The organism is Dechloromonas sp. TW-R-39-2, from assembly GCF_016864195.1.
Lineage (GTDB): Bacteria > Pseudomonadota > Gammaproteobacteria > Burkholderiales > Rhodocyclaceae > Azonexus.
Map to the genome: position 1 here is coordinate 1,722,302 of NZ_CP045202.1, position 15,986 is coordinate 1,738,287.

Below are 15,986 nucleotides of genomic sequence, written 5' to 3' on the forward strand. Positions count from 1 at the left end.
TTGATTCAGGTTTGTCGGTCGTCGAGTATTTCCGTATCGGCGGCATCGTATGCCGGAGAGCAGCAGCACAGGATGCGTAGCGGCACCGGCCAGGTGTTGTGCAGGGCGTGTGGTGTGCCGGGGGGGATCAGGATGGTGTCGCCAACACTGATTGCGAAGCGCTGGTCGCCCAGAATCATCGTGCCTTGGCCGGCGGTGACGTGGTAAAGCTCTTCCGTGTTGCGGTGGCGGTGGAGCAGGGTGCGCTGACCGCTGTACACCGTGGCCTCGGCCAGGCTTTGCGCTTGATTGCCGTGGTGATTCGGGTGCATCAATTCGCGTATTTCCGAACCATCCTTGGTGATAAAGGGTTGGGCGTCATCGTAACGGCTGAGGTGCTTGTCCATGCGGGCTCCAGGGGAAGTCGGTGCTGCCTGGCGATGAGGCGGGGCAGTCAAGGCAAATGGTGGTACTGTAAAGTAAATCACGATTGATCGTGGCTTGCCTGTTCAAAGAGGCTTGAACTTGATGCTCGGTGGCTGGTCAGAGACGCTTCGTATTTTTGCGGTCGACCGCGGTAAATACATGATTTCGGCGCTACTTCTCCCATTAAGCGGATTAGGCTGCGTTACACTGATTAATTAATGTTTAATTGATTTTACGATGCGTCATCGTCTGGTTTTGTTCGTCGGGCTTTTGTTGACCTTGCCAGCCATGGCCATGTCGGTGGCACTGCTTAATCCGGGCAAGGCTGACGAGGCGTTCTGGCTGTCATCGGCGCGCTTGATGGCGCAGGCTGCGAACAGCCTCGATATTCGTTTCGAAGTTCATTACGCCGAACGCCAGCACACCCGGCTGCTTGAAATCGCCCGGAAGATCATTGCCCGACCAGCCGGGGAGCGCCCCGATTATGTCGTTTTCAGCAACGATTACGCGACTGGGCCTGAATTGCTGCGGCTTTTCGATGCAGCGGGAATCAAGACCTTCATGGCGTACAGCGGGCTTTCGGATCCGGCTGACCGATTGGCCATTGGCCTACCGCGCACGCGCTTCAAAGGCTGGCTCGGGTCGCTGGAGGTTCACGCCGAAGATGCGGGTTACCAGACGGCCAGGAAACTGATTGAAACCGGGCGCCGGGTCGGTGCGGCAGGCAAGGATGGCAAGCTGCATTTGCTGGCGCTTGCCGGTGACCGTTCGACACCGAGTTCGCATCGACGCAGCGCCGGGATGCGGCGAGCCATTGCCGAGGCGCCCGATGTCGTGCTCGATCAGGAAGTGTTCGCCGCCTGGTCGAAGGATAAGGCGGCCGAGCAGGCGGGCTGGCTATACCAGCGTTACCCGGATGCCCGGCTGGTCTGGGCCGGCAGCGATCTGATGGCCTTCGGTGCGATGCAGGCCTGGGAGAGTCGAGGCGGCAAAGCCGGCAGGGATGCCTGGTTCAGCGGCATCAATACGTCGAACGAGGCGATGGATGCGCTCAAGTCGGGCAGGCTGGCGGCGCTGTCCGGCGGACATTTCATCGCCGGTGCATGGTCGCTGGTGATGCTTTACGACTATCACCACGGGCGTGATTTCGCCGAGGAAGGTCTGGAGCTGGATCAGTCGATGTTTGCCTCCTTCACGCCGCGCCTGGCTGACCGGTTTCTTGAGCGGTATGGCGACATGCGTTTTGAACGGATTGATTTCAAGCGTTACAGCAAGGTCCTGAACCCGTCGCTGAAGCGCTACGATTTCAATTTCGAGCAATTGCTGCGTTGACCGGGAAAAAAGTGTGAGCGTCGATTTTCGTCCGATTGCCACTTCATTGATGCGCGCCATCTGGCGCTGGGCGACGCTTTGTGCCTGTCTGATCGGCAGCATTCAGGCAGTTTTTTCCTATTTTCACGTTCAGAACGAATTTGAAATGCAGGTCAGGGATGTCGGGCGCTCCAATATCCCGCTCCTGTCGATCAGCATTTGGGATATTGAACCCGACATCGTTCAGCGGCAGCTTGATGCCATCGCAGAAAAACCCCAGATCGGTTTTGTTTCCCTGACCGTCTCAACCGGCCAGGTATTCACGGCCGGAGAGTCGCCGCCGACCGACAAGCGGACTGCCGTACGTTTCGATATTCCTCCGCCTGGGCGCCCAGCCGGGCATCTCGGCAGGCTGGATATCTACGAAAATCCACAGGCTTTCTATCGTGAAATGCTCTACAACGTTGCCGTCGCGCTCCTCGGCTACGGCATCCTGACTTTTCTGATCTGCACCCTGGTGGTCTATTTTCTCAAGCGCGAACTGGCTGATCCCTTGCGTCACATCGCGCGTTTCGTCGCTACGCTGACGCCGGACAGATTGACGACGCCACTCAAGCTTGAACGTCCCGATGGCCATATCAGGGATGAAATCGATCTGGTGGTCGATGGTTTCAAGGTGCTTCAGGATGGCGTGAATGGCTATATCGCCAATCTCGATGAGTTGGTTGCCCAGCGTACGCAGGAACTCGAAACGGCGATGCTGTCGATCCAGCATCTGTCGAGCGTCGATTCGCTGACCGGCTGCTTCAATCGCCGGCTGTTCAATGAACGCATCGTGCAGGAACTGGAGCGGGCCGAGCGTTACGAGCGTCCGCTATCGGTGGCTTTTTGCGACATCGACCATTTCAAGCAGGTCAATGACCTGCACGGCCATTGGGCCGGTGATCAGGTCCTGAAAGCCGTGGCCGGTATTTTCCAGCGCTTGTTGCGCAGCGATGTCGATTGGGTGGCTCGCTACGGAGGCGAGGAATTTGTCATCGTTTTGGCCGAAACCGGGCTTAACGAAGCTGTTTCAACGGCAGAACGCCTGCGTCTGGCCATTGAGCGGGAAGTGGTTTTCTGCAATGACAAGGCACTGAATATCACTGCCAGCTTCGGGGTCGCCCAATATAGCGAGGGAGATTCGGTTCAGGTGCTGCTGCAAAAGGCGGATAGCCTGCTTTATGTGGCCAAGCAGGCCGGACGCAACCGGACCTTGCCGTCCCCCTAGAAGGCGAACCAGGCGGCGGCGAAAAAGCCGAGCATCAGGAAGCCGGCAATCCCGCCAACCAGCATGGCACGATCCCCTTGCCGACCGAGCGCAATCATTTCCGTGACCGGGACGCGTCGACCGTAGCGTTGTTCGCCGCGTTGGCCGATACGAATCGAGATCAGGGCCGAAGCAATGCCCAGGAAGGCGAGGAGCGGGGCCGGGGAGTTGTGCAGTGCGTACCAGATCAGGCCGCAGAGCAGCACGGCCCCCAGCAAGCGTGAAATCAGTCGCCCGGCGAGGCTGTTTTCCGGTGTGGCCACGCTGGCGTCAGCCCGGTTTGTGGCCCATCACCTCACCCATGCGCAGGGGGCGAGCAGGCGCCCATGCCGGGTTGAAGTTGAGCGCATTCTTCGGGAAGAGCATGACGACCGTTGAGCCGAGCAGGAAGCGGCCCATTTCTTCGCCTTTTTTCAGGTTGACCGCAGTATTTTCATCGTAGCGCCATTCGCGGACAACGCCGGGGCGGGGCGGATTGACCACGCCATGCCAGACGGTGGACATGCTGCCGACAATGGTCGCGCCAACGAGGGCCAGCACAAACGGGCCGGTGGCTGAATCAAAGACGCAGACGACGCGTTCATTACGGGCAAACAGGCCAGGAACACCGCGGGCGGTGGTCGGATTGACCGAGAACAATGCGCCCGGGACGTGGATCATGCGCGTCAGGCGGCCATCGACCGGCATGTGAATGCGGTGATAGTCGCGCGGGCTGAGATAGAGCGTGGCAAAGCTGCCGTTTTCAAATTGTGCGGCCAGTTCGCGGTCGCCGCCGACCAGGGCGGTCGTCGAATAAGTGTGGCCCTTGGCCTGAAAGATCTGGTCGCGCTCGATCGGGCCGAACTGGCTGATCGCTCCATCCACCGGGCAGAGAAAATCTGCCCCGGCCAGTGGTCGGGCATCGGCCTTGAGCGGGCGGGTAAAGAATTCGTTGAAGCTCTTGTAGCTGGCTGTATCCGGATTGGCTGCTTCAGCCATGTTGACGCCGTAGCGGCGAACAAACCAGTTGATCACGCCGGTGGTCATGGCGCCAGCTTCGGCGCTGGCCAGTTTTCCGGCCAGAAGAGTCAGGGCCTGCTTGGGCAGCAGGTATTGGGGCAGTACGGCGAGACGATCGGACACGATGGAGTTCGCTGAAATAGGGACCGGCCATTATACCGGTAGCCCTGATTCCAGCGGGGGTAATGCTGTTGCGCTGTTTTCGCCTCAGTCAGCCGCGCTCTCGGGGGCGACTTCGCCCTGCGCTTCCGGCGTGCCGGCAAATGAGCTTGCTGCGGTCGACCAGCGTGCCTTGCGCCATTTCTCGCGGTCGCCGTTGCCGGTAAAGGTCCAGGCCACCATGCGGCTCTGTTTCTGACCCTGGCCCATCGGAATGATGCGCGAATCGACGACGTGGGCTTTTTTCAGCGCCAGTTCGATGTGTTCCAGATTCTCCGCTTTCGATACCAGGCTGGTGAACCACATGACCCGCTTCGGAATCGTTGCGCTTTGCTCGATCATCAGCTTGACGAAGGCGCGTTCGCCGCCGTTGCACCACAGTTCCGTCCCGCCGCCGCCAAAGTTGAGGCGCGGCTGGCTGGCCCCTTTCTGGGCGCCGGGTTTGCCCAGATTGTTCCACTTGCGCTGGCTGACGGCCAATACTTCGTCGGGCGAATTGTGGAAAGGCGGATTGCACATCGACAGGTCAAAGGTTTCGCCCGAGCGCAGCAGGCCGACGAAGATATTGTCCCAGACGGTCTGGTGGCGCAGTTCGACTGCTGCGGTCAACCCGGGATTTTTGCCCAGAATCATCTGGGCATTGGCCAGTGCCGCTTCGTCGATATCGGCACCGAGGAAGCTCCAGCCATATTCCGCATGCCCGACCAGGGGGTAAACGCAATTGGCACCGACACCGATATCGAGAATGCGAACGCCGGCACCGGTCGGAATGGCTTTTTTGTTGCAACTGGCCAGCAGGTCGGCAGCGTGGTGGATGTAGTCGGCCCGGCCGGGAATCGGCGGACAAAGGTAGCCAGCCGGAATTTCCCAGCCGCAGGTTTTGTAGTGCAGCGCCAGCAGGGCGCGGTTCAATGCCTTGACGGCTGCGGGATTGGCGAAATCGATGCTCAGCGTGCCAGCTGGGGTCGTTTTGATGAATCGCTTCAGCGCTGGAGCGACTTCCAGCATTGCCGGGAAATCGTAGCCATTGAGATTCTTGTTGCGCGGGTGCAATTCGGCCTTGGCGACGACGGGCTTGCTGACCTTCGGTCTGGAAGGCTTGGCGGGCTTGCCCGGAGGGGCGGCCGGCGGGGTTTTTGCGGACATGTTTCGTTCTTTTTCTGGGCGTGAATGCTCGAAGTATCCCACGGCCGGCCGCTCAGGCCGCCATGTGTTTGGCCAGAAAGCGGTCCAGGGTGTTGCCGAAGGCTTGCCGATCCGCCTGGCTGAAGGCTGCCGGCCCCCCGGTTTCAATGCCGGCGCTGCGCAGTTCTTCCATGAAATTGCGCATTGTCAGCCGCTCGCGGATATTGGCTTCGGTGTACAGCTCGCCGCGCGGATTCAAGGCGTGGCCGCCGCGTTCAATGACCCCGGAGGCCAGCGGAATGTCGGCCGTGATGACGAGATCGCCCGGGGTCAGTTGTTCGACGATGTGCCGGTCGGCGACATCGAAGCCGGACGGCACCTGGATTGCCCGGATGTACCGTGATGGCGGCGTGCGCAGCATCTGGTTGGCGACCAGGATGGTCTCGATCTTGAGCCGCTCGGCCGCACGAAAAATGATTTCCTTGATGACGCTCGGGCAGGCGTCGGCATCGACCCAGATTTGCATCAGTGTTCCTTGCCGTCGATTCGCGGCTGCAAAAGGATGGGAATATACCGCCATCCAAGGATGCCGAAGGTGAGCAACCAGCAGCTGGCCGCCAGATGGATCCACATTGGGTAGCGTTCGGGGAACCATTGGGGGGCAATGACCCGGACGAACAGGCCGAGCAATGTGATGTAAAGCGCCATCCGGTCGAGGCCGTCGAAAACGACTTTGCGCCCGGTGTGGCCTTTTGAAATGCGGATCAGCATGGCCGGAATGACCGTACCCATGGCGCCAAAAGTAAAGATATGGACTGAAAGGCTGCCGATCCAGACCTGGTTGAAAAGCTGGCCGAGCGCTTCAATGATTAATTGGGCAACGATGGCCAGGTAGCCGACATACATGATCCCGATGTCGATCCGCTTGAAGGCCAGCAGCGGTTTCCAGAAGATGAAACGCACGCCCAGCAGCGCGGCCAGCAGCAGCGCGATTGCTGCGGTCAACGGCCGGGGCAGGGCAAATTCGATGACCATCAACAAGCCGAGCAGCTTGATTGCCATGTCGAGTTTGGGCTGGCGCAGGATTTGCACCTGGAAGGCGGCCTTCATGAACTGGGTCAGCGTGCGTTCGAGCATGACCAGGAAAGCCATCCGGAACAGGCCAATGGCCATGTTGTAGCCAGCGGCAAAGTGGTCGCCATGGAGCATCAGGTACTTGGCGACGAGGAAAGCGGGGAGCATGACAATGAAAAAGGCGTTGTCGCGATAGTTGTCACGATTGCGGTGGCGCAGCAGTGTCCACAACAGCATGCCAATGATGCTGCCGAGAAAAAGGTTGTTCGACAGGGCAAACAAGGGGGCCGGCCATTGTCCGCCGAAACTCATTCCGAGGCGCTCGATCAGCCAGGCGGCCGCCAGCCAGATCAGCGCGGCACCATGGTAGCCGCGAATATTGACCCAGTTTTTCGTCGAGGTTAGCAGGAAGCCGCCGAGAACTGCCCAGCCAAAACCAAAGAACATTTCATGTGCGTGCCACTGGATGGCCGAGAAGCTTGTTGCCGGTGCCGGCAGACTGCCGCTGAAGATCAGCGCCCACGAAAAGGGCAGAATCATCCCGGCCAGGCAGGCCAGTGCGAAGAAGGGACGAAAGCCGACCAGCCACAGCGGATGGGTCATCAGGGACATCGAAAACCTTTCGGTACAGTGCATTGCAAAGTGGCAAGTTTAACGACGCCGGGACAAGTTGATCTTGATTTATCCCAGAGTGAGCGAGCAAGAAGCGTCACATTGGCGTAAAATCCCGCCCTTAGCCGTGCTTGCGATATCGCATAGAGGCCCGGCTGCTCTTCTGAAGGATAGCAATGAAGCGTGTGGACGATTTCCGCTTGCGGTTGGGCAAGCATGAGCTTGTGCCTATCATGATCGGTGGCATGGGGGTTGATATCTCGACGGCCGATCTGGCTCTGGAGGCTGCCCGTCTGGGTGGCGTCGGGCACATCTCCGACGCGATGATCAAAACCGTGACAGACCGTCGCTACAAGACGAAATTCGTCAAGGAAAAGCTCGCGCTCTACAAATACAACGCAGAAAACGAAGACAAGTCACCGGTCAAGTTCGACCTTGGCAAAATCGCCGAAGCCACGCGTCTGCATGTGGCCAGCACCATGGAACGCAAGCAGGGCTCCGGCCTGGTTTTCGTGAACTGCATGGAAAAACTGACCATGAACGCCCCGAAAGAGACGCTCAAGGTTCGCATGACGGCTGCGCTCGATGCCGGTATCGACGGCATTACGCTGGCTGCCGGCCTGCATCTCGGCTCGTTCGGTCTGATCGAGGATCACCCGCGTTTCCGCGATGCCAAGCTGGGCATCATCGTTTCCTCGGTTCGTGCGCTGCAACTGTTCCTGAAGAAGACTGCCCGGACCAACCGTCTACCTGACTACATCGTCGTCGAAGGCCCGTTGGCCGGCGGTCACCTTGGTTTCGGCATGGATTGGGCCGAGTACGATCTGCTGACGATCGTTACCGAAGTCATCCAGTTCCTGAAAAACGAACATCTCGACATCCCGGTTATCCCGGCCGGCGGTATCTTCACCGGCAGCGACGCGAGCGCCTTCCTTGAAACCGGCTCGGCCGCCGTGCAAGTGGCAACGCGTTTTACTGTCGCCAAGGAATGTGGTCTGCCGGAAAAAGTCCAGCAGGAATACTTCAAGGCCAGCGAAGACGATATCGAGGTCAACCAGATTTCGCCGACCGGCTACCCGATGCGCATGCTCAAGGGCAGCCCGGCTATCGGCGACGGAATTCGTCCGAACTGCGAAGCCTACGGCTACCTGCTGGATGCCAACGGCAAATGCGCCTATGTCACGGCGTACAACCGCGAAGTGGCAGCGCATCCCGAGCAGCGCAAGATTTCGGTCATGGACAAGACCTGTCTGTGCACGCACATGCGTAATTTTGATCTCTGGACCTGCGGTCACCTGACTTATCGTCTGAAGGATACGACGCACAAGCGGGCCGATGGCAGCTACCAGATCCTGTCGGCTGAACACATCTTCAAGGATTACCAGTTCAGTACCGATCAAAAACTCGCCTTGCCGGCACAAGAGGCCTGATCCTCTTCCATTTTGGAAAGCCCGGTTGATTCGTCGCCGGGCTTTTTGCTTTTTGGGGCTTGATCAGAATCATTCTTGATTCGGCGCCTGATTCCTAGAATTGCACCAGACTTGTCCCGGAGTGGAAAATGAAATTTCTGAACACAGTATTGTTGCTTGCAGGTTTGTCGGTTTGCGTCGCAGGCCTGGCGGAAGAGCTCTCGTCCAGCGGGCGCGACCAGCCGATTCACGATGCGGCACGCACAGGAAGCGGCGCTCAGGTGGCTGCTTTGCTCAAGGCGCAGCCGGCGGCTCGTGATCAACGAACTGCGCAGGGCTCGACACCGCTGCACCTGGCGGCGACCAATCCCGATCTTAGTGCGCTGCAGACGCTGATTGCGGCCGGTGCAGATCCGAATGCACGGGATAACGATGGCACGATGCCGCTGCATCTGGCGGCTTACTCGCAAAACGCACGTCATGCCCGCTTGTTGCTTGAGGCGGGTGCCGATCCTTATGCCAAGACCAACGCCGGGCGCGATCCAACCTCGATGGCCCGCAAGGCGATGGCCAACGAAGCGTCGGGGGTGATTTCGCTTTGGATACTTAAAGGGTGCAAAGCCGGGAAGCCTTGCTGAGCAGGGATGTCTTTGTGTTGGGCCTGATATATATTCACAAGTTCTGATTTTTATTCTTTTGCCATGCGCAACCGCCTATTTTCCCTTTTTCAGGTTCGAGCACCCCGCTCAAAGTTGTTGAAGCAGGGTCTGGCCGGCATGTTTGCAGTTGCATTGTCTGGTTCGCCAGCGCTGGCTGACGATGTCGCCAGCAATTTCAGCCTGCATGGTTTCGGGACGCTCGGCATGGCGCGGACGACCAGCAACGATGCTGAGTTTGTCCGGGATCTGTCACAGCCGACCGGGGTTCGTAAAAAATGGGATGGGCGTCTTGATAGCCTGCTCGGCTTGCAGGCCAATTGGCAAGTCAGCCCGCAACTGGAAGCAGTTGTTCAGGGCGTCAGTCGCTATCGCTTCGACCAGAGTTTTACTCCGGAAATTGCCTGGGCTTACCTGAAGTATGACCCGACGCCGCTACTCAGCTTGCGTGCCGGTCGTCTGGGAACCGAGTTTTTCATGATGGCCGACTCGCGTCTGGTCGGTTATTCCTTCATGACGGCGCGTCCGCCAGGTGATTTTTTCTGGTATCTGCCGTTTTACAGCATCGATGGTGCGGATGCTGTGGCGACTTTGCCATTGGGCGATTCCGTCTTGCGCGGCAAGCTGTATTACGGCGTTTCGGATGGCAATGTGCCGCTGGCCGACAAGCAGTGGAAAATCGATGGCTCGGCAATGACCGGCGGGTTTGTCGATTATCAGACGGGGGCCTGGTTGCTGCGCCTGAGCTACGCCAATATCCGTTTTCGGAGCAATCTCCCGGTCAACGATGTTTTATCGGCTTATTTGCCGGCTGCGCTCGCCCAGCTGGGGGCGGCGCATTTGACGACGGCCAATACCCGCAGCCACTATTATTCAATTGGTGCCATTTATGATCGTGGACCGTGGCAGTTGCAATTGATGTTGAATCGTTGCGAGCAGGGTAGCGAAGCTTTCGAGTCTTCGACTTCGGGATATGCCCTGGCAGGCTACCGCATTGGTCCCGTAACGCCGTACCTTGGCTATTCCCGCGTTTCTTCGGATACCCGTGGCCGGACATTGAACCCGGTGGTGGCTTCGATCATGGCTGACAGTCATGCCGACCAGCAGACTACCATTGTCGGTGCGCGCTGGGATGTCGTGCGCAATGTTGCCCTCAAGGCCCAGTGGGATGCCATTCGTGGCGAGTCCGCCTCGATTCTTCCTTACCGGAAGGAGACGCCGGCCTGGAACGGGAAGATGGATGTTTTTTCGCTGACCATGGATTTCATCTTCTGACGCCATGAGTCTCCGCCAAATAAAAAATCTCCTGATTGGCCTGACCTTGTGTTGTGCAGGCCATGCCCAGGCTGAACTGGTGGTGATCGTCAATGCCCGAAGTGGTGTTGCCGCGATGACGCGCAACGAGGTGATCAATATTTTCTTTGGTCGCTACCGGCAGTTCTTTAATGGTCTTGAGGCACAGCCTGTCGACCTGGTCGATGGTGTGCCCGAGCGTGCCCGTTTTTATGCGGCACTGGTCGGCAAGGATCTGGCTGATGTCGATGCCTACTGGTCGCGCCAGATGTTTTCCGGGCGAATGCGGCCTCCTGTGCGTGTTGCCAATGCAGAGGAGGTTATCAAGTGGGTTGCAACGCAGCCAGGTGGCATCGGATTTGTCGATTTGGCGAAAGCAGATGCGCGGGTCCGCGTGATCTATGAATTCAAACCGTAACATTGGTGATCGACAATAAGGCGAAACTGGATTGAACCCTGAACTGATCGGCATGGTCATCATCTTTATTGCGATTGTGATTGCCGTTATCAAGTCGCAGTAACAGCTATTGCTTGTTGTGGTGATTTTGGTAAATATGTCGTTACTATTGAATTCAATAACGGAGACAAAAATGCCTAAAAGACTGGTTGGAAATCTTGTTCAGGGCCGCGCGCTGATTTCGACGACCAAGGATGTCAGTGTTCGTGCTGCATGCCGCTTGATGGCAAGTAAGCGGATCGGTGCCTTGCTGGTTCTTGAAAATCAGGGGATTGTCGGCATTTTTACCGAGCGCGATGCACTCAACAAAGTGCTGGCCGCGAGTCTTGATCCCGATACGACGTCGGTTGCTTCCGTGATGGTGGCTGATCCACAGACAATCCGGGCCGACAAGCCGCTGGCCTATGCCCTGCATATGATGGCGGAAGGCGGATTTCGCCATGTTCCGGTGGTTGATGATCAGGGCGCGCCGCTGGGTATGGTTTCAGCGCGCGATGCGCTGGGTCAGGATCTGGTCGATCTTGAGCGCGACATGCGGCGTCTCGAAGAGCTGGAAAACTCTATCGGTTACTGAGCTTCAGGTAGCCAACCCAGTTGCGCCAGCGTGGTGGCAAATTCGCCCGACACTGGCGCTTTTACGTTGACGCGCTGGCCGCTGATCGGGTGGTCGAAACTTAATTCGGTGCAGGCCAGCAGCAGGCGGTTGGCGCCAAAATGTTCGGCAAAAAAGCGGTTGTGGCGTCCTTTGCCATGTGTGGCATCCCCAATGATCGGATGGGCGATGTGTTTCAGATGGCGGCGCAGTTGATGGCGACGACCGGTGACCGGCAGTAGCTCAACGAGTGCATAACGGCTGCTCGGGTAGCGGTCGACCGCGAAAGGCAGTTCGACCGATGCCAGGCGCCGGTAGTGGGTTAATGCGGCCTGCGCCTCGTCGCTCGAATTCTCTCCTTTGAACTCGTAGCTGTCGCGTTGGCGGGTCAGTGGGTGATCAATCTCGCCGCTTTCCGGTGGGATGCCACGGACAATTGCGAGGTAGCGCTTGTCGACGGTGCCGGCCTCGAACTGACGGCCGAGTTTGCTGGCTGTTTCGAGGTTGAGTGCAAAAAGCAGTACGCCGGATGTGCCGCGATCAAGTCGATGCGCCGGCCAAACCCGTTGTCCGATCTGATCGCGCAGAATCTGGATGGCGAAACGGGTTTCGTGGCGGTCGATTTCTGAGCGGTGAACGAGCAAGCCCGGAGGCTTGTCGATGACGACAATATGCTCATCCCGAAAGAGGATGGGGAGTTGTTCAGCCAAAGAAGCGCTGCTTGATCGGTTCCGGCAATTGCATGCCGGTGATGTGGGCGCGTTCGAGAAGCGCCCAGTAATAGCGATAGGAGGCTCTGTCGTGCAGTTTGCCGGCATGCTGGATCGGCCCCCAGTCCTTGTCCTGGGCAGCGCTCAAGATTTCTCCGGCAGCTTGAACCTCGGAGAAATCGGGGCGCATGGCTTCAACGATAGGCGTGATCTGATTCGGGTGAATGCTCCACATGCGCAGGTAGCCAAACTCGTTACGCGCGCGCAGGGCATCGTTCCGGATGTACTCGATATCCTTCAGCTCGGTGGTTACGTTGTGTGCCGGAATGACGCCACAGGCCAGTGCTGCAGCACTGATTTCGCATTTGGCGCGGACGATCAGCGGGTGTTCGAACTGGCCCGGACTTTTCATGGCGGAGCCGGGGATGGCGCCGTGGTGGCCTGAAACAAAATCCATCAGGCCAAAATCCAGGCTCTCGACACCAGGCAGGGCGGCGATCTCCCAGACTTCGCGCAAGGCGCCGTGTGTCTCGATCAGCACATGGACGGGAATGCTGCGGTCGACATTGAATTCACGTTCGATTTCGCGCAATGCTTCGATCTGGACAAGAACGTCTCCTGCGCTGCAGGGCTTGGGAAGTGTAATGAACGGCAGGCGATTGCCAGCGATGCCGACCAGGATTTCAAGATCCTTGCGCCAGTGCGGGTGAGTCACGTCATGAATCCGTGCGCCGACACGATTGAACAGATTTTCTTCGCTCATGATCAGTCGGCCGACCATTTCGGCATGTTCCCGCTCGGCGCCGGCATGGGCGCCATCTTCACAGTCGCAGGTGATGTCGAAGATCGGGCCGAGTTCCTTCTGTAACTGCAGCGCTTTGCGCATCAGCTTTTCCGAGCCGGCGTAGTGGTCGACCGCGGGAAGGGTGGGGAGGGGCTTTTCGCCTGCGAAGAGAACGGCTTTGGGATGGCGCATGATCGTCAATTTCGTCAATTGAAGAGAAATAAAAAGGCCACGGTATTTTACCGTGGCCTTTCTGGTGCAGCTAAGAACTAATGCTGGATTACAGCATGTCCTTGACGGCTTCGGCTTCGTCGGTCAGTTCCTTGAGCGTGAAGTTGATCTTCTCGCGGCTGTACTCGTCGATTTCCAGGCCCTGGATGATGGTGAACTTGCCACCCTTGCACTCGCACGGGAAGCCGAACACGATGCCGGCCGGGATGCCGTAGGAGCCGTCGGAAGGAACACCCATGGTGACCCATTCGTCGGAGCCGAGAACCCAGTCACGGACGTGGTCGATGGCGGCGTTGGCAGCCGAAGCAGCGGAGGACAGGCCGCGCGCTTCGATGATGGCGGCGCCACGCTTGCCGACGGTCGGCAGGAAGACGTCGTTGTTCCAGGCGTGATCGTTGATCAGGGCCTTGACGCTGTCGCCATTGGAGGTGGTGTAGCGGTAGTCGGCGTACATTGTCGGCGAGTGGTTGCCCCAGACGACCAGTTTCTTCAGGGAAGAGACTTCACGGCCGGCCTTGGCGGCCAGTTGCGACAGGGCGCGGTTGTGATCGAGGCGCAGCATGCCGTGGTAGTTGTTCGGGTTGGTGCGGCCAACCTTCTTGGCGGCAGCAGCGGCGATGAAGGCGTTGGTGTTGCACGGATTGCCGACGACCAGAACCTTGACGTCTTCCTTGGCGTTCTCGGCAATGGCCTTGCCCTGAACGGTGAAGATGGCGCCGTTGGCGGTCAGCAGGTCGGCACGTTCCATGCCCTTGGTGCGCGGACGGGCGCCAACCAGCAAGCAGACGTCGGCATCCTTGAAGGCGACATTCGGATCATCGGTGGCAACCATGCCAGCCAGGAGCGGGAAGGCACAGTCTTCCAGTTCCATCATCACGCCCTTCACGGCTTGCTGAGCTTGCGGCAGGTCGAGCAACTGAAGGATGACCGGCTGGTCTTTGCCGAGCATTTCGCCGGAGGCAATGCGGAACAGCAGGCTATAACCGATCTGGCCGGCGGCGCCGGTAATTGCTACGCGCATGGGGGCTTTGGACATGTATCGCTCCTGTATGAAACAGCGTGGTTGAAATTGTTGACTCTGCGAGAGCGCCCGTGTCGTTCTGTTGTCTTGCGTATGCGGGCGCGAGAGACTATTGATGTTAGAAGTTCGGCGCAAAGCTGTCAATTCATCTTGTGTCTTATATAAGATAACTTTTCGTGGACGCTGGGCTTTAAATGTGCTGAAATTTGAAACTATGACCCGTGAAGCTTCCCGTTCGGCAACCCGTACTTCGTCGCCCACATTCAGCCCCTTATATCGTCAGATCAAGGATTTTTTGATCAGCAGTCTGGAGGCTGGCGAGTGGGGGCCTGGTGATGCCATTCCCAGTGAGGGAGAGTTGGCTGCGCGTTTTAACGTCAGTCAGGGAACCGTGCGCAAGGCCATTGATGAAATGGCAGCAGAAAACATGCTGGTGCGCCGGCAAGGGAAGGGGACTTTTGTTTCCACGCATAGCGACCCGCGTTCCTTTTATCGTTTCCTGCGTCTGGTTCCGGATGCGGGTGGGGTGGCGCATACCGTCAGTGACCCGTTGTCCTGTGTGATTCAGCAGGCAACCGTCGAAGTGGCTACTGCGCTCGGTGTGACGGTTGGTGAGCGTGTTGTTTGCGTCGAGCGTTTGCTGCGCTTCGGCGGCGAGCCGGTTGTGTTTGATCAGATTTATCTGCTTGCAGATCAGTTCGAGGGCTTGTCCATCGAGCGTCTGCGTGGTGGCGAACGATCGCTCTATAGTTTGTTCGAGAGTGAATACGGGGTCCGGATGATCAACGCAGAGGAGCGTTTGCGGGCCGTTCCGGCGGATCCCTATAGTGCCGGCTTGCTGGGTGTTCAGTCGGGCGAGCCCTTGTTGCTGGTTGAGCGTACCGCCTACACCTATGGAAATAAACCGGTTGAGTGGCGGCGCGGTTTGTATTGCACGCGTCATCACTATTACCGGAACGATCTGGGCTGACGGGAGAAGTAGTCCTTGGGGATTAGGTCGGAAATAGCCTGTGCTGGCGTTTCCAGGCAGATTTTGAATGTATAATTATGGTTCTTTTCGAACTACGTACAAGCGGATAACCGCAACTTTACGCGAGGGATGACGTTCATGGCAGAAATGACCATCAAGAAACGTCCAAAAAACTTGGACTTGACTACTATCAGGTTGCCTTTACCGGGCAAGGTATCAATTCTTCATCGCGTCAGCGGTGTGGGTTTGTTCCTGTTTCTCCCGGTATTGCTCTGGCTGTTTTCGGCTAGCCTGACTTCAGCAGATACTTTTGCTACCTTCAAGGCGGTGATGGCCTCCTTGCCGGCAAAGGTTGTGGCGGCGGGCCTCCTCTGGTCGTTTGTTCACCACTTCTGCGCCGGTATCCGCTTCCTGTTGCTCGATCTGCATGTCGGCATCGAGAAAGAGGCTGCGCGTCAGTCGGCAGCTGTTGTGTTTGCAGTCAGCATTCCGCTGACCCTGGTTCTCTGGGGGGTGCTCCTGTGATTAATCGTACTGTTGTCGGTGCCCATTACGGCCTCAAGGACTGGATTGCACAACGTGCTACGGCCGTCATCATGGCTATTTATTCTGTGCTGATGGTTGCTGTTCTGCTGATTGTTCGTCCCGGTTCTTTCGAAGCTTGGCAAGGTATCTTTGCCAATGGCGTCATCAAGTTCCTGACCTTCCTGTTCTTTGTCAGCCTTTTTTACCACGCCTGGATTGGCGTGCGTGATATCTGGATGGATTACGTCAAGCCGACCGGCATTCGCCTCAGCTTGCACGTTCTGACCATTGCTGCGCTGGTGGGTTACACGGCGTGGGCTGCTGCGATTCTCTGGAGGCTGTAA

At 58.0% G+C, this 15,986-nt stretch carries 19 protein-coding genes; 10 read left to right on the forward strand and 9 right to left on the reverse strand.

Annotation, left to right across the window (positions count from 1 at the left end):
- Positions 1-5: 5 nt before the first annotated feature.
- Complete coding sequence (locus tag GBK02_RS08220; protein ID WP_203469241.1) at positions 6-386, reverse strand: cupin domain-containing protein; 381 nt, start codon at positions 384-386, stop codon at positions 6-8.
- Positions 387-642: 256 nt separating this feature from the next.
- Here GBK02_RS08220 and GBK02_RS08225 point away from each other — a divergent pair, with 256 nt between their 5' ends.
- Together GBK02_RS08225 and GBK02_RS08230 are read left to right on the forward strand one after the other, a co-directional pair.
- Positions 643-1,737: an ABC transporter substrate-binding protein gene (locus GBK02_RS08225; RefSeq protein ID WP_203469242.1), complete on the forward strand. Its 1,095-nt coding sequence runs from the start codon at positions 643-645 to the stop codon at positions 1,735-1,737.
- Between the two features lie 13 nt (positions 1,738-1,750).
- Positions 1,751-2,986: a GGDEF domain-containing protein gene (locus GBK02_RS08230; protein WP_239003225.1), complete on the forward strand. Its 1,236-nt coding sequence runs from the start codon at positions 1,751-1,753 to the stop codon at positions 2,984-2,986.
- Here the strand turns inward: GBK02_RS08230 and GBK02_RS08235 are convergent.
- The 5 genes from GBK02_RS08235 to GBK02_RS08255 all read right to left on the reverse strand — a co-directional run bounded on the left by GBK02_RS08235 (position 2,983) and on the right by GBK02_RS08255 (position 6,985).
- Positions 2,983-3,288 (reverse strand): hypothetical protein, encoded by a 306-nt coding sequence (locus GBK02_RS08235; RefSeq protein ID WP_203469243.1) that lies wholly within the window; start codon positions 3,286-3,288, stop codon positions 2,983-2,985. The genes GBK02_RS08230 and GBK02_RS08235 overlap by 4 nt on opposite strands.
- 7 nt (positions 3,289-3,295) lie before the next feature.
- Positions 3,296-4,147, reverse strand: coding sequence for an archaetidylserine decarboxylase (gene asd / locus GBK02_RS08240; protein ID WP_203469244.1), 852 nt, complete (start codon positions 4,145-4,147; stop codon positions 3,296-3,298).
- 84 nt (positions 4,148-4,231) lie between these two features.
- Positions 4,232-5,329, reverse strand: a complete 1,098-nt coding sequence (gene rlmF / locus GBK02_RS08245) for a 23S rRNA (adenine(1618)-N(6))-methyltransferase RlmF (protein WP_239003226.1) — start codon at positions 5,327-5,329, stop codon at positions 4,232-4,234.
- A 52-nt stretch (positions 5,330-5,381) separates the two neighbouring features.
- Positions 5,382-5,834, reverse strand: coding sequence for a YaiI/YqxD family protein (locus GBK02_RS08250; RefSeq protein WP_203469245.1), 453 nt, complete (start codon positions 5,832-5,834; stop codon positions 5,382-5,384).
- Positions 5,834-6,985, reverse strand: coding sequence for an NnrS family protein (locus GBK02_RS08255; RefSeq protein ID WP_239003227.1), 1,152 nt, complete (start codon positions 6,983-6,985; stop codon positions 5,834-5,836). The genes GBK02_RS08250 and GBK02_RS08255 overlap by 1 nt, the downstream gene beginning before the upstream one ends.
- A 185-nt stretch (positions 6,986-7,170) precedes the next feature.
- Here GBK02_RS08255 and GBK02_RS08260 point away from each other — a divergent pair, with 185 nt between their 5' ends.
- The 5 genes from GBK02_RS08260 to GBK02_RS08280 all read left to right on the forward strand — a co-directional run bounded on the left by GBK02_RS08260 (position 7,171) and on the right by GBK02_RS08280 (position 11,383).
- Positions 7,171-8,424 (forward strand): nitronate monooxygenase, encoded by a 1,254-nt coding sequence (locus tag GBK02_RS08260; protein WP_203469247.1) that lies wholly within the window; start codon positions 7,171-7,173, stop codon positions 8,422-8,424.
- Between the two features lie 128 nt (positions 8,425-8,552).
- Positions 8,553-9,041: an ankyrin repeat domain-containing protein gene (locus GBK02_RS08265; protein ID WP_203469248.1), complete on the forward strand. Its 489-nt coding sequence runs from the start codon at positions 8,553-8,555 to the stop codon at positions 9,039-9,041.
- A 138-nt stretch (positions 9,042-9,179) separates the two neighbouring features.
- Entirely contained in the window at positions 9,180-10,334 is a 1,155-nt protein-coding gene (locus GBK02_RS08270; RefSeq protein WP_203466212.1) for a porin, read from the forward strand.
- Between the two features lie 4 nt (positions 10,335-10,338).
- A complete protein-coding gene (locus GBK02_RS08275; protein ID WP_203466213.1) occupies positions 10,339-10,770 on the forward strand; it encodes a hypothetical protein in 432 nt (143 codons plus the stop codon).
- 172 nt (positions 10,771-10,942) lie between these two features.
- The gene (locus GBK02_RS08280) at positions 10,943-11,383 is read left to right on the forward strand and encodes a cyclic nucleotide-binding/CBS domain-containing protein (protein WP_203466214.1); all 441 of its coding nucleotides are present in this window, start codon (positions 10,943-10,945) and stop codon (positions 11,381-11,383) included.
- On the opposite strand, the gene GBK02_RS08285 is transcribed toward GBK02_RS08280, so the two are convergent.
- The 3 genes from GBK02_RS08285 to GBK02_RS08295 form a co-directional block, all read right to left on the reverse strand.
- Positions 11,377-12,111 carry a tRNA pseudouridine(65) synthase TruC gene (locus GBK02_RS08285; protein ID WP_239002947.1) on the reverse strand — a complete coding sequence of 245 codons (735 nt, stop codon included), beginning with the start codon at positions 12,109-12,111 and terminating at the stop codon, positions 11,377-11,379. The two genes, GBK02_RS08280 and GBK02_RS08285, sit on opposite strands and share 7 nt — an antisense overlap.
- Complete coding sequence (locus GBK02_RS08290) at positions 12,104-13,087, reverse strand: CoA ester lyase (protein ID WP_203466216.1); 984 nt, start codon at positions 13,085-13,087, stop codon at positions 12,104-12,106. The genes GBK02_RS08285 and GBK02_RS08290 overlap by 8 nt, the downstream gene beginning before the upstream one ends.
- 88 nt (positions 13,088-13,175) lie before the next feature.
- Complete coding sequence (locus GBK02_RS08295) at positions 13,176-14,162, reverse strand: malate dehydrogenase (protein WP_203466217.1); 987 nt, start codon at positions 14,160-14,162, stop codon at positions 13,176-13,178.
- Positions 14,163-14,361: 199 nt separating this feature from the next.
- Between GBK02_RS08295 and GBK02_RS08300 the strand changes: the two genes are divergently transcribed.
- The 3 genes from GBK02_RS08300 to sdhD all read left to right on the forward strand — a co-directional run bounded on the left by GBK02_RS08300 (position 14,362) and on the right by sdhD (position 15,986).
- Positions 14,362-15,117 (forward strand): GntR family transcriptional regulator, encoded by a 756-nt coding sequence (locus GBK02_RS08300; RefSeq protein WP_203466218.1) that lies wholly within the window; start codon positions 14,362-14,364, stop codon positions 15,115-15,117.
- Between the two features lie 138 nt (positions 15,118-15,255).
- Positions 15,256-15,642: a succinate dehydrogenase, cytochrome b556 subunit gene (sdhC, locus tag GBK02_RS08305; RefSeq protein ID WP_203466219.1), complete on the forward strand. Its 387-nt coding sequence runs from the start codon at positions 15,256-15,258 to the stop codon at positions 15,640-15,642.
- Positions 15,639-15,986, forward strand: a complete 348-nt coding sequence (sdhD, locus tag GBK02_RS08310) for a succinate dehydrogenase, hydrophobic membrane anchor protein (protein ID WP_203466220.1) — start codon at positions 15,639-15,641, stop codon at positions 15,984-15,986. Before sdhC ends, sdhD begins: the two co-directional genes overlap by 4 nt.

Excerpts from the sequence above, each read along its gene's own strand:
- GBK02_RS08220 (WP_203469241.1), bottom strand. The coding sequence starts at position 386 with ATGGACAAGCACCTCAGCCGTTACGATGACGCCCAACCCTTTATCACC.
- GBK02_RS08225 (WP_203469242.1), top strand. The coding sequence starts at position 643 with ATGCGTCATCGTCTGGTTTTGTTCGTCGGGCTTTTGTTGACCTTGCCA.
- rlmF (WP_239003226.1), bottom strand. The coding sequence starts at position 5,329 with ATGTCCGCAAAAACCCCGCCGGCCGCCCCTCCGGGCAAGCCCGCCAAG.
- GBK02_RS08250 (WP_203469245.1), bottom strand. The coding sequence starts at position 5,834 with ATGCAAATCTGGGTCGATGCCGACGCCTGCCCGAGCGTCATCAAGGAA.
- GBK02_RS08255 (WP_239003227.1), bottom strand. The coding sequence starts at position 6,985 with ATGACCCATCCGCTGTGGCTGGTCGGCTTTCGTCCCTTCTTCGCACTG.
- GBK02_RS08260 (WP_203469247.1), top strand. The coding sequence starts at position 7,171 with ATGAAGCGTGTGGACGATTTCCGCTTGCGGTTGGGCAAGCATGAGCTT.
- GBK02_RS08265 (WP_203469248.1), top strand. The coding sequence starts at position 8,553 with ATGAAATTTCTGAACACAGTATTGTTGCTTGCAGGTTTGTCGGTTTGC.
- GBK02_RS08270 (WP_203466212.1), top strand. The coding sequence starts at position 9,180 with ATGTTTGCAGTTGCATTGTCTGGTTCGCCAGCGCTGGCTGACGATGTC.
- GBK02_RS08275 (WP_203466213.1), top strand. The coding sequence starts at position 10,339 with ATGAGTCTCCGCCAAATAAAAAATCTCCTGATTGGCCTGACCTTGTGT.
- GBK02_RS08280 (WP_203466214.1), top strand. The coding sequence starts at position 10,943 with ATGCCTAAAAGACTGGTTGGAAATCTTGTTCAGGGCCGCGCGCTGATT.
- GBK02_RS08290 (WP_203466216.1), bottom strand. The coding sequence starts at position 13,087 with ATGCGCCATCCCAAAGCCGTTCTCTTCGCAGGCGAAAAGCCCCTCCCC.
- GBK02_RS08295 (WP_203466217.1), bottom strand. The coding sequence starts at position 14,162 with ATGTCCAAAGCCCCCATGCGCGTAGCAATTACCGGCGCCGCCGGCCAG.
- GBK02_RS08300 (WP_203466218.1), top strand. The coding sequence starts at position 14,362 with ATGACCCGTGAAGCTTCCCGTTCGGCAACCCGTACTTCGTCGCCCACA.
- sdhC (WP_203466219.1), top strand. The coding sequence starts at position 15,256 with ATGGCAGAAATGACCATCAAGAAACGTCCAAAAAACTTGGACTTGACT.